The organism is Pseudomonas sp. SYWMCR5 (assembly GCF_057197165.1).
This window is the reverse complement of sequence record NZ_JBXUNH010000010.1, coordinates 124,520-144,019: the sequence shown is the minus strand read 5'-3', so window position 1 is coordinate 144,019 and position 19,500 is coordinate 124,520. Positions and strand designations below refer to the sequence as shown.

Sequence of the window (19,500 nt, the reverse complement as noted above, 5' to 3'; positions counted from 1 at the left end):
CCAGCTGACGGGCGGTTCAGGGCTTGAGGTCGAAGCGAGCCTTCTGGGTTTCCATGTCGAACGGTGCCGACCAGTGCTCATGGATCACCTGCCAGCGCCCTGCACTACGACGATAGCCCACCGTGACGCGCATGAAGCCGCACTGGCTTTCATCGTCGGCCGGGCCGCAGCGGTTGAGCCAATGCGCCAGGGCCAGGTCGCCATCGGCCTGGACGTTCAGCTCGGCCACCTCGAAGACCATCGGACCGGTGCAAAAGCCCATGCACATTTCCCAGTGTGCCTGGTAGGCAGCCTTACCCTTGAATTGCAGGGCCTGGATGGCGTCGAAGGCAACGATGTCATCGGCGTAGGGCGCGACGATGGCCGGCAGGTCGCGCTCGCGCACAGCCTGGATCCAGCCTTCGATAAGTTGACGGATTTCGGTTTCGGCAGGGGTATTCATGGGGAAGCCTCCAGCAGGTCATCAGTGGGTGGCGCCGGATGTTTGCGGCGCCTTCACTGATGGTCGACTGGGGATGGGAGGAATCGACAACGCTGGAAAACTTTTTGCGGTTTTCCGTTACCGGCCTGTGCCGACGGGCCTTCGCTGTCTTTACCCAGCCAGCACCTGCGCATAACGCGCCCGGTCCACGTTGGCCCCGCTCAACACCACCGCAACCCTCCTGCCCTGCTGGCGTTCGCGCTCCTGCAACAGCGCGGCCAGTGCTGCGGCGCCCGCGCCTTCGGCGGTGTTGTGGGTGGTTTCGTGGTAGAGGCGCATGGCCTGGGCGATTTCGTCATCGCTCACCCGCACGATGCGCGCGGCATGCTCACGCACCAGGGCGAAAGCGTCCGGGTGCGGCACGCGGCAGGCCATGCCGTCGGCAAAGGTGTCGGCGGTGGCCGTGGTGACGATACGCCCCAGCTCGAAGCTCTGTGCATAGGCATCCGCGGCGCAGGACACCACGCCAACGATCTCGGTCCGCAGCCCCAGCAGGTTACGCGCCTGGATCAGCCCGCAGATGCCAGACCCCATACCGATCGGCACATACACGGTGTCGAGGTCCGACACGGCCTCGAACAACTCCAACGCATAGGTCGCCACGCCGCGCACCAGCTCAGGGTGGAACGAGGGCACCATCCGGTAGCCGCGCTGTTCAGCCAGCTGGGCGGCGTACTCACGGGCCACGTCGAAATCGACACCGTGCTCGATCAGTTCGGCACCCAGCGCACGCATGGCGGCGTTCTTCTCCCGCGAGTTGCCTTCAGGCACCACGATCACCAGCGGCAAGCCTGCCTGGCGCGCCGCCAGGGCCATGCTCTGGCCGTGATTGCCGCGGGTGGCGGTGACCAGCCCCGCAGGCACATCACCGCTGGCCAGCAGCGAGCGCACATAGACCAGCCCGCCGCGCACCTTGAATGCGCCGGTCGGCGCATGGTTCTCATGCTTGACCCACAGTTGGCAGCCGGCCCGCTCGGCGAGCAACGGCCAGACGTGCTGCGGCGTCGCAGGCACATGCTGGTGAACGAAATCGGCGGCTTCGCGCAGGGCAGTGAGGTCGAACATGGCGATCATCCTTCATCGAGGGCAGTTGCGACGATCCTGAGCGCCGGGCATTGTATGGGTCAAACCTTATATTGCATGGGTAGCAATTTCGTGTGGACCCCGGAACTGATCGACGACGCCCAACCCCGCTACCTGGCACTGGTCGATGCCATCGCCGCCGCCATCGAACGCGGTGAACTCAAGGTAGGGGAACGTCTACCGCCACAACGGCGCCTGGCCTGGAAGCTGGGGCTCAACCCGAGCACCACCCAGCAGGCTTACCGCGAAGCTGCAGCGCGACATCTGGTGGCTGGCGAAGTCGGGCGAGGTACCTACGTATTGGCGGGCAGCAAGGAAGCAACGCTGTTTCGCCTCAAACAGCACGACCGGCATTCGTCGCTGATCGACCTGTCGACCAACGTGCCGGTGGCCGATCCGCACCCGCACGACCTGCAGCACAGCCTCCAGGCATTGCTGCAGGCGGACGACCTCAGCCTGCTCGATCACTACCTCGATCACCACCAACTGATGCTCGGTCGTCTGCACGGCGCACGCTGGCTGGCCGGGCGCGGGCTGACGCTGGGCGCTGACGACCTGCTGCTGTGCGGCGGCGCCCAGCAAGGGCTGGCCTGTGTGCTGCAGTCGCTGTGCCAGCCCGGCGAGGCGGTCATGGTCGAAGCCCTGACCGCACCGGGCATCAAGGCAGCGTGTCGCCAGTTGCGCCTGCCAGTGCATGGCGTGGCCCTGGATCACCAGGGGCTGCGCCCGGATGAGCTCGACCGGGTGACGCGGGCCAGTGGCGCCAGGGTGCTGGTGACCACGCCGACCCTGCACAATCCCACCGGGGCCTGCATGGACGACAGCCGTCGCCAGGCCATCGCCGAGGTGGTGAAGCGCCACGGCCTGCGGGTGATCGAAGATGATGTCTATGGCGCACTGAGCGAGCGGCCCCCCTTGTACCCCTTGCTCGACGGCCAGGGGATACTCGTCAGCAGCTTGTCCAAGACAGTCGCGGCGGGGCTGCGCCTGGGCTGGATCGCCGCACCGGCGTCAGTGCTGGAACACATCGACCCGCATGCCCGGGCCACGCACTGGCCGGTGTCACCGCTGAACCTGCGCATCGCCTGCCAATGGATCGCCAATGGCACAGCCGCGCGGCGGCTGGCTTGGCAACGGGAGGAAATCGGGGAACGCTGGCGCCTGGCGCGACGTCTGTTCGGTGAGGCGATGCGCGCTCAGGATGAGCCCTCGCCACATGTCTGGGTGACCACCCCAGGGCCTGCTGAAGCACTGGTAGGCGCGTGCCGGGCACGTGGGGTCGAAGTAGTACCAGCCAGTGTCTTCGCGGTGGGTGGCGATGAGGTCAGGGCCGTGCGCATCAGCCTGTCGGCCGCCACCAGCCGCGCGCAGCTCAAGCAGGGGCTGGACGTCGTGCGCGCGGTACTTGGCGAGCTGGCAGGGAGATAGCCCTCACCCCTGCTGGCAACCCTCGCCCATGGCTCGGTACTGAATGGTGTGCACCTGACCTTGATGATCTTCATAGGTCATGGTGGCCGGCACCACCTCGCAGACATCGGGGATGGTCGACAGATTGATCACCCGCTTGATATCCAGGTTCATCGAGTAATCGTACTGCACCGGGGGCTGGGGCTGGGTGGTCTTGGCCTCGTCCGCGAGGGCGAGCGAAGACATCCCGACCAATGCAAGAATGAGTAATGTTTTCATGAGTCTGTGGCCTTGAAAGCAATCACGTTGATCGATTGACTTCTTATGCCGTCACTGGCGCGGAGAAGTTGTCATCGTCGGCGATGACACGAAGCACCGATCCCGCATCGTCGTACTGCAGAAGGGATGAGTGAAATTCTACGCCCGCCACCGAATACTTGAACCCTGCAGTCGGATATTCACCCTTGCCAGATTTGCAACAATCTGCGACAAAGCCCCCCATGACCCTGCCCGAATTCCTCCCGCTCTGCCGCTCGCAGCGCCGCCTGCTCGACCACTTCTACCGCCAGCACGGCTCGCGCATGCGCGCCAGCGCAGAGGGGCAACTGTGGGTCGCGCGTAATCAGGTCATGGTGGGTGCATTGAACCTGACGCCCGTCGCCGATGGCCACTGGCTGACCGGCCTGTTCGTGGCGCCACAGTGGCTTGGCCAGGGTGTCGCTGCAGGGCTGGTAGGCGCAGCGCTGGCCGACAGCACAGGCCCGACCTGGCTGTTCTGCCACCCCGACCTGCAAAGCTTCTATGCGCGCCAGGCATTCACAACGGCGAGCGCCCTGCCCGCCGAACTGGCCTCGCGGCTGACCCGCTACCAACGCAGCAAAGCGCTGGTAGCGATGGTGTGCGCTCAGTCGTCGGCAACGTCGAGCCCGGGAAACAGCACATCGGTATAGCCGAAGCGGGCAAAATCCTGGATGCGCGATGGGTAGAGCCGGCCGATGAGGTGATCGCACTCATGCTGCACCACCCGCGCATGAAAGCCATCGGCGAAGCGGTTGATCGGGGCACCCTGGGGGTCGAGGCCCTCATAGCGGATGTGCTTGTAGCGGGGCACGACACCGCGCAAGCCCGGCACTGACAGGCACCCTTCCCAACCGTCCTCGAGCTCGGTGGACATCGGGGTGATCAGCGGGTTGAGCAGGATGGTCTGCGGCACGGGCTCGGCGTCCGGATAGCGCTCGCTGCGCTCGAATCCGAAGATCACCAGCTGCAGGTCGATGCCGATCTGCGGCGCGGCCAGGCCGACGCCACCGACGTGGCGCATGGTCTCGAACATGTCGTCGATCAGTTGCTGCAGCTCTGGGCTGCCGATCATCTGCTCGGGCACAGGCGGTGCGATGCGCAGCAGGCGCTCATCGCCCATCTTGAGGATGTCACGGATCATCAGGGGTTCGGCTCACGGGTCTGGGGTTCGGCATGCGCGGGATGCTCATGGCCGAGCACAGTGATGGTCTCCTTCGGCTGCTCGCCGTCGAAATCCTTCTCGCCGGGGTTCTTGCCTTCAGCCGACATGTGCTCGATCACCGCATTCATCTCGGCGCCCAGCAATAGCACGGCGGCGGAGATATAGAAATACAGCAACAGCACGATGATCGCCCCGATGCTGCCGTACATGGCGTTGTAGTCGGCGAAGGTCTTGACGTAGTAGGCAAAGCCCAATGAGGCGATGATCCACACCACCACCGCCAGCACCGAGCCTGGGGTGATGAAGCGGAATTTCTGCTTCACGTCGGGCATCACGTAGTAGATCAACGCCACCGCCACCATCATCAGGATGATGATCGCCGGCCAACGCAGCACGGTCCAAATGGTGACGATCACCTCCTGCAGGCCGACCTGGGCGGCGATCCACTCCATCACCTGCGGCCCCAGCACCATGAGTGCGGCGGCGGCCAGCAGCATGCCAGCGATGCCGATGGTGTAGAAGATCGACAACGGGATGCGCTTCCACACCGGACGGCCCTCGGGCACATCGTAGGCGGCGTTCATGGCGCTCATCATCAGGCGCACACCGGCCGAGGCCGTCCACAGGGCGATGACGATACCCACCGAGAGCAATCCGCCCTTCGATTGCTGCAGTTGGTCGATCACCGGATTGACTTGTTCAAGTGCCTGGGGCGGCAGCACCAGTTCCGATTGCAGGCGCAACCAGGAGAAGAAGTCGGGCAGGTGCAGGAAACCGATCAGCGCGATCAGAAACAAAATGAAAGGGAACAGCGAGAACAGCATCTGGTAGGCCAGTGCCGAGGCATAGGTGGACATCTCGTCATCGAGGAATTCCTTGACGGTGCGCACCAGCACGCGGTGCAGAGGCAGGCCCTGCAGGGCGGGAAAAATCATAGCGTCTCCTTTCGCCGCTTGATCGTCGTGTTTGCAACTGTGCAGACAAGTCTAATAGACCACGCGCACCGCGTACTGCTCACTGGCGAAATCAGGAAAACGGCTACGGCGGACGTCGAGACGAAACGGTAAGGCCTCATGGGCGCAAAACGGCGCGCCCACAAGGCCCTGTGCATCAACCGCGGTTCAAGGCTTTTTCACCGCATCCTTGACCTTGCCCACCGCCTGCTGCCCTTCGCCCTTGAGTTCCTGGGCCTTGCCCTCGGCACGCAGCTTGTCGTTGTCGGTCACTTTACCGACGCCTTGCTTGATGTTGCCAACCGCTTCGTTGACCAGGCCCTTGACTTTGTCTTTAGTGCCGCTCATGGCGAATCTCCTGCAAAAAGAGACACGTGAACCGTGTCGACAAAAGGTGGACCGGTTCGCTTGCGCAAGAGTTTCAACAATTTCTCGGCCACCAAGCCGAACGGCAAACAGCGGGCGAATACCGCACCGAATTGTCCCAGCGCCGCTGCGCACTCGGAAGGCGCAGCTCTAGAATCCGGCCATTCATAAAAACAACAGTTCGTGGAAACCTTGCACATGCGATTGATACCCCTACTCGCGGCCATGCTGCCGTTGCTGCCGTTGCTTCCCCTGCCCGCCCTCGCCGCCGCCCCGACCGCCGTGCAAACCTTGCGGGTCGAGCGCTACACCGACGACGACCAACCCGGAACCCTGCGCTGGGCCCTGGAAACCAGCAACCGCAACCCCGGCCACTACCGCATCGACATCGCCGCGGTCGGCGAGCCGCCCTACGTGATCCGCCCGAGCCGGCCACTGCCTGAAATCAAAGGCCCGGTACGCATCACCGGCCTGGCCTGGGCACGTGACGGCCAGTACATCGCCATCGACGGCGCCGGCTATATCAAGGACCAGGGGGTACGCACCTGCCCAGGCGCCCTGCCCGGCCAGTTCGGCACCAATGTGCGCACCACCACCAACCCCGGCCTGGTGCTGCGCGACACCCAGGGCGTGCACCTGAGTGGCTTGGAAGTGCGCAACTTCTGCATCGGCATCCTGGTCAACCGCGCCAGCGGCAACGTGATCGAAGACAACCGCATCGTCGCCAACAAGGGTGGGGCCGGGATCATGCTCACGGGCGATGACGGCGCGGGCAACCCGACGGCCACCACCACACTCAACAACAAGGTGCTGCGCAACCAACTGATCGACAACGGCGACGGCCTGGAGCTGACCCGCGGCGCCGCCTTCAACCTGGTGGCCGACAACCTGTTCCGCTCCACCGACGCCAACCCCGAGCCTTCCCAGGGCATCGAGATCCTGCTGGGCAACGACAACAGCGTGGTGCGCAACCGCTTCGAGAACTACTCCGACGGCCTGCAGATCAACTGGGGCAAGCGCAACTACCTGGGTGCCAATACCTTCACCGGCAACTCCATCGGCATCAGCGTGACCGGCGAGGGCAACATCCTCGACGGCAACCTGATCCACGGCAACCGCATTGGCGTGGCCCTGCGTCCGGAGCCGGAAGTCACCGCCACCCGCGTCACCGCCAACCGTATCTGGGGCAATGGCCTGGATATCCGGCGCTGCGAAGCGGGTGGCTCGTGCGTCGCGAACCAGCGCACTGGCGCGATCATCTTCGGTGTGCCGGCCCAGGCCCACGCGCTGTACGTCGGTTCGCGCGGTGTCGGCGCGGAACTGGCGAAAAAGGACCAGGCGATCATCTGCGATGGCAGCGGCCAACCCCAGCCGTGCCAGCCGCTGCCCAATCACAATCAGCAGGCGCCGCGTCTGATCGGGCTGGCCGGGCAGATGCTGCAAGGTGAAGTGCAAGGGCCGGCATCCAGCCTGCTGCGCATCGAAGTGTTCGGCAATGCGGCGGCGGATGGGCGGGAGGCGGAGCAGTATCTGGGCGAGGTGCTGGTCGCCAGCGATGCCCAGGGCAAGGCACGGTTCGAGAAGAGGCTGGACGGCAGTGACGGCTTGAACAGCTTCACCGCGACGGTGACCACAGCCGATGGCGCGACCTCGGAGTTGAGCCAGCCGTTGCGGCGCTGAAGCTCAGGGCCTCTTCACGGGCAAACCCGCGAGGAGGCCGACCCAACCCACCCCACAACCCTTGCCGCGCCCCGCGCCACCCCGCACAATGTCAGGCCTTTCTGGCGTCAACCCGCAGGAACCTGCATGAAACTCGACAAACCCACCGCCATCGCCCGGCGCAACCAAGCGCTGAACCGGCCGGTGCTAGACCGCGACAACACCCTGTTCGCCATCCTCGACAAGAAACGCAACCTGTGGTGGTTCGAGGTGCCGGTGGCATTGCTGCGCAAAGGCCAGCCCGATTGGGTCAACCTGCTGCTGCACTCCCCGGAAACCGACGAACTGCAGCACTTGAAAGTGCCGGTCAACTTCCTGCGCGCGCATCAGGAACAGATGGAAGTCCGCCACCCCGGCAAGCGCCGCTCGACCATCAGCCTGGCGCTGAGCGCCGACCGCGACTCGCTGCTGCGCGACACCCGCCCAGGCGGTGAGCAACTGGACTTCAGCACCTTCGTGCAGGCCTGATCAGGCCCGCTCGATGCGATCGTCATGGATGACGATCAGCCCCTGCTTGAACAGCCCGCCAATAGCCTTCTTGAAATTGCCCTTGCTGACGTTGAACAGCTTGGCGATCACTTCCGGTGCGCTCTTGTCGCACACCGGCAGCACGCCTCCGGCTTCGTCCAGGCGCTTGAGGATCTGCTCCTGCAGGCTGTCGGCCAAGGCCGCGCCCACCGGCTGCAGACTCAGGGCGATCTTGCCGTCGTGGCGCACTTCCTTGATGAAGCCCTTCTCGTGCATGCCCGAGCGCAGGAACTTGAACACCTCGTTCTTGTGGATCAGGCCCCAGTGGCGGTTGTTGATGATCGCCTTGAAGCCCATTGGCGTCTCGCCCGCCACCAGCAACTCCACCGGCTGGCCCGCCTTGTAGTCGGCCGGGGTACGGTCGAGGTAGCGGTCCAGGCGCGCGGTGGCGGTGATGCGTCGGGTGCGCTTGTCGAGGTAAGCGTGCACCACGCAGTAATCGCCGATCTTCAACTGCTGCGCCTCTTCCGAGTAGGGCATCAGCAAGTCCTTGGACAGGCCCCAATCGAGGAAGATGCCGGCACCGTTGATGTCCTTGACCTTGAGACTGGCGAACTCACCGACCTGCACCTTGGGTTTCTCGGTGGTGGCGATCAGCTGGTCTTCGCTGTCGAGGTAGATGAACACGTTCAGCCAGTCGTCGAGCTCGAGCTCGGCGTCCTTGGGGAAGTAGCGCCTGGGCAGGAGGATCTCGCCGTCGGCGCCGCCGTCCAGGTAAAGACCGAACTCCACGTGTTTCACGATTTGCAAACTGTTGTAACGCCCAAGCAGAGCCATTTCCGATGTTCCTCAAGACAAGGCGGCTATTCTACACCTGAAGCTGCCCGGCTGCCCGATCCGTGGGAACCGCCGAGCGCGGCGCGTATCTATTGCCTGGCAAGCAACCTGCAAGGATTCGCTCATGCCTGTCCGTCTGCCCAGAGCCCTGCTACTCATTCTCGCGTTTGCCCTTACGCTCGCAGCCTGCAGCCGTATCGACCTCGCCTACCGCAACCTCGACCGGCTGGTGCCCTGGTCGCTGGGCGACTACCTGGACATGAATCGCCAGCAGAAGGCCCTGCTCGACGAACGGCTCAAGGAACACCTGGCCTGGCACTGCAAGACACAGCTGCCCGGCTACCTCGACTGGCTCGACAAGGTGCGCCTGATGGTTGCCAACCAGACCGTGACCGACCAGGCCCTGCAGCAGCGCACTACCGAGGCGCGCCAGGCCATTGGCCGGGTCGCCGAAGAAATCACACCCTCCGCGACCGAATTGCTGCGCGGCATGAGCGACGCGCAGGTCGCCGAAATGCGCAAGGCGTTCGATGACGACATTGCCGAACGCCAGAAACAGTATGTCGACACTCCGCTGCCCAAGCAGATCCAGGCGCGCGCAACGCGCATGGAAAAACGCCTGACGCCGTGGCTGGGCGAACTCAATGCCCGCCAGCGCCTGCGGGTGATGACCTGGTCCCAGGCCCTCGGCGATCAGAACAGCGAGTGGATCGCCAACCGCCAAGCCTGGCAGCAGCAGTTGGTGCTGGCCATGGAGCAACGCCGCTCGCCAGCGTTCGAGCCGCGCCTGGCGCAGCTGCTGCAGCGCAAGGAGAGCCTGTGGTCACCGGCCTACCGCATGGCCTTCGAGAACACCGAACTGCAGGCACGCAGCCTGCTTGTCGACCTGATGCAGCAGAGCAGCCCGGCGCAGCGGCAGTTCCTGCAGGATCGGCTGGCCAAGGTACGTCGTGACTTCAGCGAGCTGAAGTGCCTCAAGGGGTGAGGGTCGGGGTGGCCTTTTCGCGGGCAAGTCGCAGCGGCGAACCGCCGCTCCTACAAGGGCGGTTGGGGGGGTGTAGGAGCGGGCTTGCCCGCGAAAAGGCCACCACCGACTCAACTGACACCCTCACCTGCCCCTGCGCCGATAGGGGAATACATCGATCACCTTCCCCGCCCGTATCGCCCCCTGCAATCCCTGCCAGTAATCGGCGTCATACAGCTCCCCATGCAGCCGGCTGAACAAGCGGCGCTGGCCGATATCGGCGAACAGGAAGGGTGGGAACTCCTCGGGAAACACATCGTGCGGCCCGATCGAATACCAGGGCTCGCCAGACATCTCATCTTCCGGGTAGCGCGGCGGCGGGATATGGCGAAAATTCACCTCGGTGAGATAGCTGATCTCGTCATAGTCGTAGAACACCACCCGCCCATGCCGGGTAACCCCGAAGTTCTTCAGCAGCATGTCGCCGGGAAAGATGTTCGCCGCCGCCAGTTGCTTGATCGCCAGCCCGTAGTCCTCCAGCGCTTCGAGCACCTGGGCCTCGCTCGCCTGCTCCAGGTACAGGTTCAACGGCGTCATGCGCCGTTCGGTCCAGCAGTGGCGGATCAGCACGCTGTCACCCTCCACCACCACCGTCGAAGGCGCGACCTCCAACAGCTCGGCCAGGCAATCGGCTTCGAACTTGGCCACCGGGAAGCGAAAATCGGCGAACTCCTGGGTGTCGGCCATACGCCCCACGCGATCGACACTTTTCACCAGCCGGTATTTTTCGATCACGGTGGCCCGGTCGACGGTCTTCGAGGGTGAAAAGCGGTCCTTGATGATCTTGAACACGGTATTGAAGCCCGGCAGGGTGAACACACTCATCACCATGCCACGCACGCCAGGCGCCATGACGAAACGGTCATCGGTACTGGCCAGATGATTGATCAACGCGCGGTAGAACTCCGACTTGCCATGCTTGTAGAAGCCGATCGAGGTATACAACTCGGCAACGTGCTTGCCCGGCAGGATGCGCTTGAGAAAGTTGACGAACTCCGCCGGCACCGGCACATCGACCATGAAGTACGAGCGGGTGAACGAGAAGATGATCGACACCTCGGCCTCGTCGGTGATCAGGGCATCGGCCTCGATGCCATGGCCCTCGCGGTGCAGCAGCGGGATCACCAGCGGCCATTGCTCGTCACGGGTGTACAGGCGCCCGACCAGATAGGCGCCCTTGTTGCGGTACAGCACCGAGGAAAACAGCTCCACGGCCAACGCCGGATCCTTGCATACCCAGTCGGGCAGGCAGTCACGCAGTTGCTCCTCAAGGCGCATTAGATCGGCGTCCAGCTCGCCGTAGGGCACTTCGAAAGCATGGTCGGCAAGGATCGCCCGCAACAGGCTGCCCAGGCCATCGCGCAGGTGATAGGTGCGGGTCTGTGCAGCGCGCTCGCGGCCGCGCATGGCCGGACGGGTGGTGTGGATGAACATGCAGCCGTCGCTGATCAGGTCGTGGCTGAACAGGCTGCAGAACAGGGAGTTGTACCAGGTCTCGGCCAGCTCATCGTCCAGGCGCGGGTCGATCAGGCGGATATAGGCGCTCTTGACCAGCGGCCACTGTTCCACGTCCAGCAGCAGCGAGGCGTCGAAACCCTCGCGCAACCAGCCGTTGACCTCGGCGACCTTCTCTTCGTACAGGTTGATCCGCGCAGCAGCGGCCTGCTGGATCGCCTGCCATTGCGCCTGTTCGAAGCGTTCGCGGGCGCCCAGGGTGATGCGGCGAAAGTGTTCGCGGTAATTGTCGAAGCCATCGAGGATCATCCGGGCGATGGCTGCAGCGGGCCAGGGCTGGGGCATGCTGAGGGGCTCGTTGGGTGCGGAATGAAAAGAGCTTAGTCGGGTGTCGGCCTTTTCGTGGGCCGACACAATTGCCAAAGCAAGAAAGCAGAAGAAACACCCCCGACAGCTGACGTACACTCGCGCCCCTGCCCAGAACCCGGAGATACCCGTGAGCCCCATCGCCCTCGCCCGCCTGCTGACCCTTGCCGCCGTCTGGGGCGCGAGCTTCCTGTTCATGCGCATCATCGCCCCTGAACTGGGTACGGTGCCGACCGCTTTCTTTCGCGTCTCCATCGCCTGCCTCGGCCTGATCGGCATCCTCGCCGCAGCCAGGGTGCGCTGGGACTTCCAGGGCAAGCTCGGTGCCTGCCTGGTGCTGGGCATGATCAACTCGGGCATTCCGGCGACCTTCTATTCGGTCGCCGCGCAGGTATTGCCCGCGGGCTATTCGGCAATCTTCAACGCCACCACACCGCTGATGGGCGTGCTGATCGGCGCGTTGTTCTTCCGCGAAAGTATGACCCTGCCCAAACTGTGCGGGATCTTCCTGGGCCTGTTCGGCGTCGGCATCCTCAGCGGCGCAGGCCCGGTGGCGCTGGACATGGCACTGGTGCAAGGCGCCCTGGCCTGCCTTGCGGCGACCACCTGCTATGGCTTCGCCGGTTTTCTCGCCCGGCGCTGGATCGGCGGCCTGGACAGCCGCCTGTCGGCCCTGGGCAGCATGCTGGGAGCGACCTTGCTGCTCAGCCCGCTGTTTGCCTGGAGCGCCCTGACCCAGCCACCCGCCAGCTGGGGTGGCTGGTCGGTGTGGCTGTCGTTGCTGGGCCTGGGGCTGGTGTGCACGGCCTTCGCCTACATCCTGTACTTCCGCCTGCTCAACGAAATCGGGCCGGTCAAGGCCAGTACCGTGACCTTCCTGATTCCGGTGTTCGGGGTGCTGTGGGGAGCCTGGTTGCTGGATGAGCCCCTGTCGTTGGCGCACCTGTATGGCGGGGTCCTGATTGCCGCAGCACTGTGGTTGGTGCTGCGGCCGGCACGTGCCTGAAACGCACCGCCGCAGGCGGTATCAGGCCTCGGCCATCTTCACCCCCGGCTTGCGGAACACGAACAGCAACCCCACCACGATCAGCCCCATCCCCAGCAGGCTCAGCGGCGCCAGGCGGTTACCGAAGATGAGGAAATCCATCACGGCAGTCACTGCTGGCACCAGGTAGAACAGGCTGGTGACATTGACCAGGTTGCCTCGGGCGATCAACCGATAGAGCAGCAGCGTCGCCAGCAACGACACCACCAATCCCATCCACAGCAGGGCGCCGACGAAGCTGGCGCTCCATTCGACGTGCAGCGGCTGAAACGGCGCAAACACCGCACACAGGGCAAACCCTGCGAGGTATTGCAGCGGCAAGGTTCCCATCGGGTTGTCGGTGATGCGCTTCTGCAGGATCGAGCCGAACGTCATGCTGGTCAGTGCCAGCAGGGCAAACAGCATCCCGGCAAGGGAAACCCCACCCAGGTTGATGCCTTGGTAGACCACCATCACCAGGCCGCCAAGCCCCAGGCCCAGGCCGAACAGACGGCTCCATGAGCGCTGACGCTCCATCGACACTACCGTGAGGATTGGTTGCACCCCCATGACCGTGGCCATGACACCGGGGGTGACGTGGGTGTTGAGCGCCAGCAGGTAAAAGATCTGGTACGCACCGAGCAGCACGCAACCGGTGCCCAGGGCACGCAGGATACCGCCGCGACTGCGCGGCCAGCGCAACCCCAGCCAGGGGCCGATCAGCAACAGCCCTGCCAAGGCCAGGGCCGAGCGCAGCAGCAGGAAGGCGAAGGGGCTGGCCTGGGCCAGGCCGAGCTTGGAGACGATCGCCCCGCTGCTCCACAGCAGGACGAACAGGCTGGTAGTGGCCGCCGAGGCCACGGATGCTTTGGAAAGGACAGACATGTAGTGCCACCTGAGTATTGGGCAAAAGCCAAACGGTGGGCGCGCTTCAGCGAGCAAAGAGGCCGACCGTGTTCAGTAGGTTGCGAGTGCGCGTGGGCCGGCGAGAACGCCGATCAGCCCAGCACGACCACGCAGCGGGGCGGGGATACGCCGCCGACGACGCCACTGACAGGTGGTGGGTAGTGACTGATCATGGCCGGCTGCTGGCTGCCACGCACGACAACGCACGCGACAGGCGCGAGAACGTAGGCGGAGGTGGAAGGGATGGCTGGCATGAACAGGTCTTCGGGGAAGATGGATGTTTCGGAATATATCGGTGAATGCGGGACAGGGCAACACCCTGGATTGATCGGACAGACCTCTTCGCGGGCAAGCCCGCGAAGAGGTCAACGAATCAGAACAACCAGCGATACAGCAGGTAGGCCACCACCACCGCCAGCACCGGCCGCAGGATACGGTAGGCCTTGGGGTTGGAGCGCTTGAACTGCTTCACATGGGTGCTGATGCGGTTGCTGAAGCGCTTGCTCCAGGCATAGGCCTGGTTGATCCCGCCCACCCGCTCGTCGTCAGTGTTCTGCGGCGCGGTGGCGCGGCCAAGGAACGCGCTGACCTTGCGGTTGATGCGGGTCATCAGCGGGCTGTTGAGCGGACGCTCGACGTCACAGAACAGGATTACCCGCGTCACGTCGGTTTCGTTCTTCACCCAGTGCACATAGGTTTCATCGAACATCACGTCTTCGCCGTCACGCCAGGCATAGACCTGGCCATCGACGTAGATGCGGCAGTCATCGGAGTTGGGGGTCGACAGCCCCAGGTGATAGCGCAGGGAGCCGGCAAACGGGTCGCGATGCGGGTTCAGGTGGCTACCGCCAGGCAACAGGGCGAACATTGCACCTTTGACGTTGGGAATGCTGCTGACCAGTTCGACGGTACGCGGGCACAGGGCCTCGGCGGACGGCAGCGGCTTGTCGTACCACTTGAGGTAGAACCGCTTCCAGCCCTTCTTGAAGAACGAGCCGAAGCCGGCGTCGTTGTCTTTTTCGGCTGCGCGGATATACCCCTCGTCGAACAGGCGCATGGCCTCTTCGCGGATCTCCTGCCAGTTATCCTTGAGCACATCCAGTTCCGGGAACCGCTGGCGGTCCAGGTAAGGCTTGGACGGTACGCCGGAGAACAGGTACATCAGGCTGTTGTAGGGGGCGAACAGCGCCGAATGGTTGACGAACTGGCGCAGTACCGGCAGGCGTGCCTTGCCGCGCAGGTGCACGAACAGCACACTGCCGAAGAACACCAGCAGGACACCCGCCTTGGCGACGAAGGAAAAGGTCATGCAACACTCCTTGACGGGGAAATCAGGCCATCCCCAGATAGCCGGACATGATAAACCCATCCGGGCCGGGTAAAAACAGCCCGGACCGGATCACAGTGTCACGGATTGTGCAGCAAACCGAAACCGTCGGCATTGCCCAGGATCAGCGTTGAGGCAGGGGCGCTAGACGCCCCTGGGCTTTACTGCTGGTTTTCCTGCTCGCTGAACATGTCGCTGAACAGCATGCTCGACAGGTAGCGCTCGCCCGAGTCCGGCAGGATCACCACGATGGTCTTGCCCTGCATCTCCGGTTTTTCCGCCAGGCGCACGGCCGCCGCCATCGCCGCACCGCAGGAGATACCACACAGGATCCCCTCCTCCTGCATCAGGCGGATGGCCATGGCCTTGGACTCTTCATCGGTGACCTGCTCGACCTGGTCGACGACCGACAGGTCGAGGTTCTTCGGCACGAAACCTGCGCCGATGCCCTGGATCTTGTGCGGGCTGGGCTTGAGTTCCTCGCCGGCCAGGGTCTGGCTGATCAGCGGCGAAGCCACCGGCTCCACAGCCACCGACAGCAGCGGCTTGCCCTGGGTGTGCTTGATGTAGCGCGACACGCCGGTAATGGTGCCGCCGGTGCCGACACCTGCGACCAGCACATCAACGGCGCCGTCGGTGTCGTTCCAGATCTCGGGACCGGTGGTCTTCTCGTGAATCGCCGGGTTGGCGGGGTTTTCGAACTGCCCTGGCTGGAAGTACTGCGCGGGATCGGAGGCGACGATCTCGTTGGCTTTTTCGATCGCACCTTTCATGCCCTTGGCAGGGTCGGTCAGCACAAGCTCGGCGCCCAGTGCCTTGAGCACCTTGCGCCGCTCCAGGCTCATGGAGGCCGGCATGGTCAGAATCAGCTTGTAGCCGCGCGCCGCAGCAACGAAGGCAAGGCCGATGCCGGTGTTGCCCGAGGTGGGCTCGACAATGGTCATGCCCGGTTTGAGCTTGCCGCTACCTTCGGCGTCCCAGACCATGTTCGCGCCGATCCGGCACTTCACCGAATAGCCCGGATTGCGCCCTTCGATCTTGGCCAGAATGGTCACCCCGCGCGGGGCGATGCGGTTGATCTGCACCAGCGGCGTGTTGCCGATGGAGTGGGCGTTGTCGGCGTAGATACGGCTCATGGCAGGGGTCCTTGAATCGTTGGAAACAGGCGGGAAAGCTTCAAGGGTAAGCCTGCCCCGGCAGCCCGTAAAGCCCGTTCGAACCAAGCCCGGCGCCTGGCGGTCAACCGCACAACCTGCCCTGGAGAGCTTGCGATGAAAGCCCGTTATCGCTGGCCGCTGATCGGCCTGGCCGGCCTGATCGTGCTGCTGGTGGCCCTGCATCTGGCCCTGCCCTACCTGGTGCGCGACTACCTGAACGACAAGCTCGCCGACATGGGCGACTACCGCGGCCAGGTCGCCGACGTCGATCTCGCCTGGTGGCGCGGTGCCTACCAGATCAACGGGCTGAAGATCGTCAAGACCACCGGCAAGGTGCCCGTGCCGCTGCTCGATGCGCCGCTGATCGACCTGTCGGTCAGTTGGCATGCGCTGTGGTACGACCAGGCCGTGGTCGCCGAGGTGGCGTTCGTGCGGCCCGAGCTCAACTTCGTCGATGGCGGCAGCAAACAGAACTCGCAGACCGGCCAGGGCACCGACTGGCGCCAGCAACTGGAGAAACTGCTGCCGATTACGCTCAACGAAGTGCGCATCGAAAACGGCACCCTGACCTTTCGCAACTTCAACTCCAAGCCGCCGGTGGACCTCAAGGCCATCCAGCTTCAGGCCAGCATCCGCAACCTGACCAACGTGCGCGACGAAAAGGGTCGGCGTGACGCCAGCTTCGAGGCCACCGCCCTGATCGCCGGAGATGCCAAGGTCGAAAGCCGCGCCACCTTCGATCCGTTCAGCGACTTCGACGACTTCGAGTTCCGCCTGCGCGCCGAGGGCCTGGAACTGCGTCGACTCAATGACTTCGCCAGCGCCTATGGCAAGTTCGATTTCAATGCCGGGCACGGCGACCTGGTGATCGAGGCCCAGGCCGAGAACGGTAGGCTCAACGGCTATATCAAGCCGTTGCTGCGCGATGTCGATGTGTTCGACTGGCAGCAGGATGTCGAAGACAAGGACAAAGGCTTCTTCCGCTCGATCTGGGAGGCGGTGGTCGGTGCCAGTGAAACGGTGCTGAAGAACCAGCCGAAGAATCAGTTCGCCACCCGCGTCGAGCTCAGTGGCAGCGTGCATCAACAGAACATCAGCGCATTCGAGGCGTTCCTGCAGATATTGCGCAATGGTTTCGTCCAGGCATTCAACGCCCGCTACGAGCAGCCGCCACCCAAGGCTGACTGAAACCGGGGTGACGGGCCATTCAGGGACTGAATACCCGGTCTGCGTTTGCAGCCGCCTGGGGCCGCGTTATAGTCGGGGACACATCATAGACATGAGTTCTCGGTGTCGGCCTTTTCGCGGGCAAGCCCGCTCCCACAAGGTACTCTCCCCTGTAGGAGCCAGCTTGCCCGCGAAAAAGCCAGCACCGACACCCCGCAGAGGATCGGCTCCATGAAATTCGAAGGCACCCGCAACTACGTCGCCACCGACGACCTGAAGCTGGCGGTCAACGCGGCCATCACCCTCGAACGCCCGCTGCTGGTCAAGGGCGAGCCGGGCACCGGCAAGACCATGCTGGCCGAGCAACTGGCCGAATCTTTCGGGGCACGCCTGATCACCTGGCACATCAAATCCACCACCAAGGCCCACCAGGGCCTCTACGAGTACGATGCGGTGAGCCGCCTGCGCGACTCGCAACTGGGCGTGGACAAGGTCCACGATGTGCGCAACTACCTGAAGAAAGGCAAGCTGTGGGAAGCCTTCGAGGCCGATGAGCGCGTGATCCTGCTGATCGACGAGATCGACAAGGCCGACATCGAGTTCCCCAACGACCTGCTGCAGGAACTCGACAAGATGGAGTTCTACGTCTACGAAATCGACGAGACCATCAAGGCGAAACAGCGCCCGATCATCATCATCACCTCCAACAATGAAAAAGAGCTACCCGACGCCTTCCTGCGCCGCTGCTTCTTCCACTACATCGCCTTCCCCGACCGCGAAACCCTGCAGCGCATCGTCGATGTGCACTACCCGAACATCAAGCAGTCGCTGGTCAGCGAGGCGCTGGACGTATTCTTCGACGTGCGCAAGGTGCCGGGCCTGAAGAAGAAGCCCTCCACCTCCGAGCTGGTCGACTGGCTCAAGCTGCTGATGGCCGACAACATCGGTGAGGCGGTGCTGCGCGAGCGCGATCCGACCAAGGCCATCCCGCCGCTGGCCGGTGCCCTGGTCAAGAACGAGCAGGACGTACAACTGCTGGAGCGCCTGGCCTTCATGAGCCGTCGCGGCAACCGCTGAGGGGCTGGCCATGCTGCTCAACCTGTTCAATGAAATGCGCGCGGCCAAGGTGCCGGTGTCGGTGCGCGAACTGCTCGACCTGCTCAACGCCCTGCAGCAGCGTGTGGTATTCGCCGACATGGACGAGTTCTACTATTTGGCGCGGGCAATCCTGGTCAAGGACGAGCGCCATTTCGACAAGTTCGACCGCGCCTTCTCGGCTTATTTCAAGGGCCTGGAAAACCTCGACCGCCATCTGGAAGCGCTGATCCCCGAAGAATGGCTGCGCAAGGAGTTCGAACGCTCGCTCAGCGATGAAGAGCGCGCGCAGATCCAGTCGCTCGGCGGGCTCGACAAGCTGATCGAGGAATTCAAGAAGCGTCTCGAGGAGCAGAAGGAACGCCACGCCGGCGGCAACAAGTGGATCGGCACCGGCGGCACCAGCCCGTTCGGCTCGGGCGGTTTCAACCCCGAGGGCATCCGCGTCGGCGAGGCCGGCAAGCGTCAGGGCAAGGCGGTCAAGGTCTGGGATCAGCGCGAGTACAAGAACCTCGACGACCAGGTCGAGCTGGGCACGCGCAACATCAAGCTGGCCCTGCGTCGCCTGCGCAAGTTCGCCCGCGAGGGCGCCGCCGAGGAGCTCGACATCGACGGCACCATCGACCACACCGCCCGCGATGCCGGGCTGTTGAACATCCAGATGCGTCCGGAACGGCGCAACACGGTCAAGCTGCTGTTGCTGTTCGATATCGGCGGCTCGATGGATGCCCACGTGAAAGTGTGCGAAGAGCTGTTCTCGGCCTGCAAGACCGAGTTCAAGCATCTGGAGTACTACTACTTCCACAACTTCGTCTACGAATCGGTGTGGAAGAACAACCTGCGCCGCACCTCCGAGCGTTTTTCCACCTTCGACCTGCTGCACAAGTACGGTGATGACTACAAGGTGGTGTTCGTCGGCGATGCGGCGATGGCGCCCTACGAGATCACCCAGCCGGGCGGCAGCGTCGAGCACTGGAACGAAGAGGCCGGGTATGTGTGGATGCAGCGCTTCATGGAGAAATTCAGGAAGATCGTCTGGATCAATCCTTACCCGAAACAGACCTGGAACTACACCGCCTCCACCCAGCTGGTGCGTGAGCTGGTCGAGGACAGAATGTTCCCGCTGACCTTGCAGGGGTTGGAAGAAGCGATGAGGTATCTGTCCAAATAGGTTCGCGGCGTCTGTACCGACCCTATCGCGGG

The 19,500-nt window shown here is 63.7% G+C and carries 20 protein-coding genes; 9 read left to right on the top strand and 11 right to left on the bottom strand.

The features are described 5' to 3' along the window. Window positions 1–16 precede the first annotated feature (16 nt). Entirely contained in the window at window positions 17–442 is a 426-nt protein-coding gene (locus AC2CGW_RS22630) for a YybH family protein (protein ID WP_186721242.1), read from the bottom strand. A gap of 150 nt (window positions 443–592) precedes the next feature. Further along, window positions 593–1,546 carry a threonine dehydratase gene (locus AC2CGW_RS22625; RefSeq protein ID WP_186666890.1) on the bottom strand — a complete coding sequence of 318 codons (954 nt, stop codon included), beginning with the start codon at window positions 1,544–1,546 and terminating at the stop codon, window positions 593–595. A gap of 90 nt (window positions 1,547–1,636) precedes the next feature. Here AC2CGW_RS22625 and AC2CGW_RS22620 point away from each other — a divergent pair, with 90 nt between their 5' ends. Next, window positions 1,637–2,992 (top strand): aminotransferase-like domain-containing protein, encoded by a 1,356-nt coding sequence (locus tag AC2CGW_RS22620; RefSeq protein WP_484574659.1) that lies wholly within the window; start codon window positions 1,637–1,639, stop codon window positions 2,990–2,992. Window positions 2,993–2,995: 3 nt separating this feature from the next. On the opposite strand, the gene AC2CGW_RS22615 is transcribed toward AC2CGW_RS22620, so the two are convergent. Next, entirely contained in the window at window positions 2,996–3,250 is a 255-nt protein-coding gene (locus tag AC2CGW_RS22615) for a DUF2790 domain-containing protein (RefSeq protein WP_065861450.1), read from the bottom strand. A gap of 221 nt (window positions 3,251–3,471) precedes the next feature. Between AC2CGW_RS22615 and AC2CGW_RS22610 the strand changes: the two genes are divergently transcribed. Beyond that, window positions 3,472–3,921 (top strand): GNAT family N-acetyltransferase, encoded by a 450-nt coding sequence (locus AC2CGW_RS22610; RefSeq protein ID WP_484574631.1) that lies wholly within the window; start codon window positions 3,472–3,474, stop codon window positions 3,919–3,921. Here AC2CGW_RS22610 and def read toward each other — a convergent pair. The 3 genes from def to AC2CGW_RS22595 form a co-directional block, all read right to left on the bottom strand. Then, entirely contained in the window at window positions 3,876–4,412 is a 537-nt protein-coding gene (def, locus tag AC2CGW_RS22605; RefSeq protein ID WP_186666893.1) for a peptide deformylase, read from the bottom strand. The two genes, AC2CGW_RS22610 and def, sit on opposite strands and share 46 nt — an antisense overlap. After that, window positions 4,412–5,368 (bottom strand): YihY/virulence factor BrkB family protein, encoded by a 957-nt coding sequence (locus tag AC2CGW_RS22600; protein ID WP_186666894.1) that lies wholly within the window; start codon window positions 5,366–5,368, stop codon window positions 4,412–4,414. Before AC2CGW_RS22600 ends, def begins: the two co-directional genes overlap by 1 nt. A 186-nt stretch (window positions 5,369–5,554) precedes the next feature. Then, window positions 5,555–5,734 carry a CsbD family protein gene (locus AC2CGW_RS22595; RefSeq protein ID WP_186711549.1) on the bottom strand — a complete coding sequence of 60 codons (180 nt, stop codon included), beginning with the start codon at window positions 5,732–5,734 and terminating at the stop codon, window positions 5,555–5,557. Between the two features lie 216 nt (window positions 5,735–5,950). Here AC2CGW_RS22595 and AC2CGW_RS22590 point away from each other — a divergent pair, with 216 nt between their 5' ends. Then, on the top strand, window positions 5,951–7,432 hold the full coding sequence (locus AC2CGW_RS22590; protein WP_484574630.1) for a right-handed parallel beta-helix repeat-containing protein: 1,482 nt from the start codon (window positions 5,951–5,953) through the stop codon (window positions 7,430–7,432). 126 nt (window positions 7,433–7,558) lie between these two features. Further along, complete coding sequence (locus AC2CGW_RS22585; RefSeq protein WP_186666897.1) at window positions 7,559–7,939, top strand: hypothetical protein; 381 nt, start codon at window positions 7,559–7,561, stop codon at window positions 7,937–7,939. On the opposite strand, the gene AC2CGW_RS22580 is transcribed toward AC2CGW_RS22585, so the two are convergent. Further along, window positions 7,940–8,776: a CvfB family protein gene (locus AC2CGW_RS22580; RefSeq protein WP_054925508.1), complete on the bottom strand. Its 837-nt coding sequence runs from the start codon at window positions 8,774–8,776 to the stop codon at window positions 7,940–7,942. It lies immediately after the preceding gene. 124 nt (window positions 8,777–8,900) lie between these two features. Here AC2CGW_RS22580 and AC2CGW_RS22575 point away from each other — a divergent pair, with 124 nt between their 5' ends. Continuing rightward, window positions 8,901–9,761, top strand: a complete 861-nt coding sequence (locus AC2CGW_RS22575) for a DUF6279 family lipoprotein (protein WP_426351953.1) — start codon at window positions 8,901–8,903, stop codon at window positions 9,759–9,761. A gap of 123 nt (window positions 9,762–9,884) precedes the next feature. Here AC2CGW_RS22575 and aceK read toward each other — a convergent pair whose 3' ends face one another. Beyond that, complete coding sequence (gene aceK, locus AC2CGW_RS22570; RefSeq protein WP_288377739.1) at window positions 9,885–11,600, bottom strand: bifunctional isocitrate dehydrogenase kinase/phosphatase; 1,716 nt, start codon at window positions 11,598–11,600, stop codon at window positions 9,885–9,887. A gap of 151 nt (window positions 11,601–11,751) precedes the next feature. Between aceK and AC2CGW_RS22565 the strand changes: the two genes are divergently transcribed. After that, the gene (locus tag AC2CGW_RS22565; protein WP_186666900.1) at window positions 11,752–12,627 is read left to right on the top strand and encodes a DMT family transporter; all 876 of its coding nucleotides are present in this window, start codon (window positions 11,752–11,754) and stop codon (window positions 12,625–12,627) included. 21 nt (window positions 12,628–12,648) lie between these two features. Here the strand turns inward: AC2CGW_RS22565 and AC2CGW_RS22560 are convergent, their stop codons facing one another. The 3 genes from AC2CGW_RS22560 to cysK all read right to left on the bottom strand — a co-directional run bounded on the left by AC2CGW_RS22560 (window position 12,649) and on the right by cysK (window position 16,014). Next, complete coding sequence (locus AC2CGW_RS22560; protein WP_186709783.1) at window positions 12,649–13,530, bottom strand: DMT family transporter; 882 nt, start codon at window positions 13,528–13,530, stop codon at window positions 12,649–12,651. Window positions 13,531–13,924: 394 nt separating this feature from the next. Then, the gene (locus tag AC2CGW_RS22555; protein ID WP_063543682.1) at window positions 13,925–14,860 is read right to left on the bottom strand and encodes an aspartyl/asparaginyl beta-hydroxylase domain-containing protein; all 936 of its coding nucleotides are present in this window, start codon (window positions 14,858–14,860) and stop codon (window positions 13,925–13,927) included. 179 nt (window positions 14,861–15,039) lie between these two features. Beyond that, complete coding sequence (cysK, locus tag AC2CGW_RS22550; RefSeq protein WP_186709782.1) at window positions 15,040–16,014, bottom strand: cysteine synthase A; 975 nt, start codon at window positions 16,012–16,014, stop codon at window positions 15,040–15,042. A gap of 135 nt (window positions 16,015–16,149) precedes the next feature. Between cysK and AC2CGW_RS22545 the strand changes: the two genes are divergently transcribed. The 3 genes from AC2CGW_RS22545 to AC2CGW_RS22535 all read left to right on the top strand — a co-directional run bounded on the left by AC2CGW_RS22545 (window position 16,150) and on the right by AC2CGW_RS22535 (window position 19,468). Beyond that, on the top strand, window positions 16,150–17,223 hold the full coding sequence (locus AC2CGW_RS22545; protein WP_186666904.1) for a DUF748 domain-containing protein: 1,074 nt from the start codon (window positions 16,150–16,152) through the stop codon (window positions 17,221–17,223). 210 nt (window positions 17,224–17,433) lie between these two features. Next, window positions 17,434–18,279: an AAA family ATPase gene (locus AC2CGW_RS22540; protein WP_054895020.1), complete on the top strand. Its 846-nt coding sequence runs from the start codon at window positions 17,434–17,436 to the stop codon at window positions 18,277–18,279. Between the two features lie 10 nt (window positions 18,280–18,289). After that, complete coding sequence (locus AC2CGW_RS22535; RefSeq protein WP_054895021.1) at window positions 18,290–19,468, top strand: vWA domain-containing protein; 1,179 nt, start codon at window positions 18,290–18,292, stop codon at window positions 19,466–19,468. The last annotated feature ends 32 nt before the right edge of the window (window positions 19,469–19,500 follow it).

Excerpts from the sequence above, each read along its gene's own strand:
- AC2CGW_RS22630 (WP_186721242.1), bottom strand. The coding sequence starts at position 442 with ATGAATACCCCTGCCGAAACCGAAATCCGTCAACTTATCGAAGGCTGG.
- AC2CGW_RS22625 (WP_186666890.1), bottom strand. The coding sequence starts at position 1,546 with ATGTTCGACCTCACTGCCCTGCGCGAAGCCGCCGATTTCGTTCACCAG.
- AC2CGW_RS22615 (WP_065861450.1), bottom strand. The coding sequence starts at position 3,250 with ATGAAAACATTACTCATTCTTGCATTGGTCGGGATGTCTTCGCTCGCC.
- AC2CGW_RS22610 (WP_484574631.1), top strand. The coding sequence starts at position 3,472 with ATGACCCTGCCCGAATTCCTCCCGCTCTGCCGCTCGCAGCGCCGCCTG.
- def (WP_186666893.1), bottom strand. The coding sequence starts at position 4,412 with ATGATCCGTGACATCCTCAAGATGGGCGATGAGCGCCTGCTGCGCATC.
- AC2CGW_RS22600 (WP_186666894.1), bottom strand. The coding sequence starts at position 5,368 with ATGATTTTTCCCGCCCTGCAGGGCCTGCCTCTGCACCGCGTGCTGGTG.
- AC2CGW_RS22595 (WP_186711549.1), bottom strand. The coding sequence starts at position 5,734 with ATGAGCGGCACTAAAGACAAAGTCAAGGGCCTGGTCAACGAAGCGGTT.
- AC2CGW_RS22590 (WP_484574630.1), top strand. The coding sequence starts at position 5,951 with ATGCGATTGATACCCCTACTCGCGGCCATGCTGCCGTTGCTGCCGTTG.
- AC2CGW_RS22585 (WP_186666897.1), top strand. The coding sequence starts at position 7,559 with ATGAAACTCGACAAACCCACCGCCATCGCCCGGCGCAACCAAGCGCTG.
- AC2CGW_RS22580 (WP_054925508.1), bottom strand. The coding sequence starts at position 8,776 with ATGGCTCTGCTTGGGCGTTACAACAGTTTGCAAATCGTGAAACACGTG.
- AC2CGW_RS22575 (WP_426351953.1), top strand. The coding sequence starts at position 8,901 with ATGCCTGTCCGTCTGCCCAGAGCCCTGCTACTCATTCTCGCGTTTGCC.
- aceK (WP_288377739.1), bottom strand. The coding sequence starts at position 11,600 with ATGCCCCAGCCCTGGCCCGCTGCAGCCATCGCCCGGATGATCCTCGAT.
- AC2CGW_RS22560 (WP_186709783.1), bottom strand. The coding sequence starts at position 13,530 with ATGTCTGTCCTTTCCAAAGCATCCGTGGCCTCGGCGGCCACTACCAGC.
- AC2CGW_RS22555 (WP_063543682.1), bottom strand. The coding sequence starts at position 14,860 with ATGACCTTTTCCTTCGTCGCCAAGGCGGGTGTCCTGCTGGTGTTCTTC.
- cysK (WP_186709782.1), bottom strand. The coding sequence starts at position 16,014 with ATGAGCCGTATCTACGCCGACAACGCCCACTCCATCGGCAACACGCCG.
- AC2CGW_RS22545 (WP_186666904.1), top strand. The coding sequence starts at position 16,150 with ATGAAAGCCCGTTATCGCTGGCCGCTGATCGGCCTGGCCGGCCTGATC.
- AC2CGW_RS22540 (WP_054895020.1), top strand. The coding sequence starts at position 17,434 with ATGAAATTCGAAGGCACCCGCAACTACGTCGCCACCGACGACCTGAAG.
- AC2CGW_RS22535 (WP_054895021.1), top strand. The coding sequence starts at position 18,290 with ATGCTGCTCAACCTGTTCAATGAAATGCGCGCGGCCAAGGTGCCGGTG.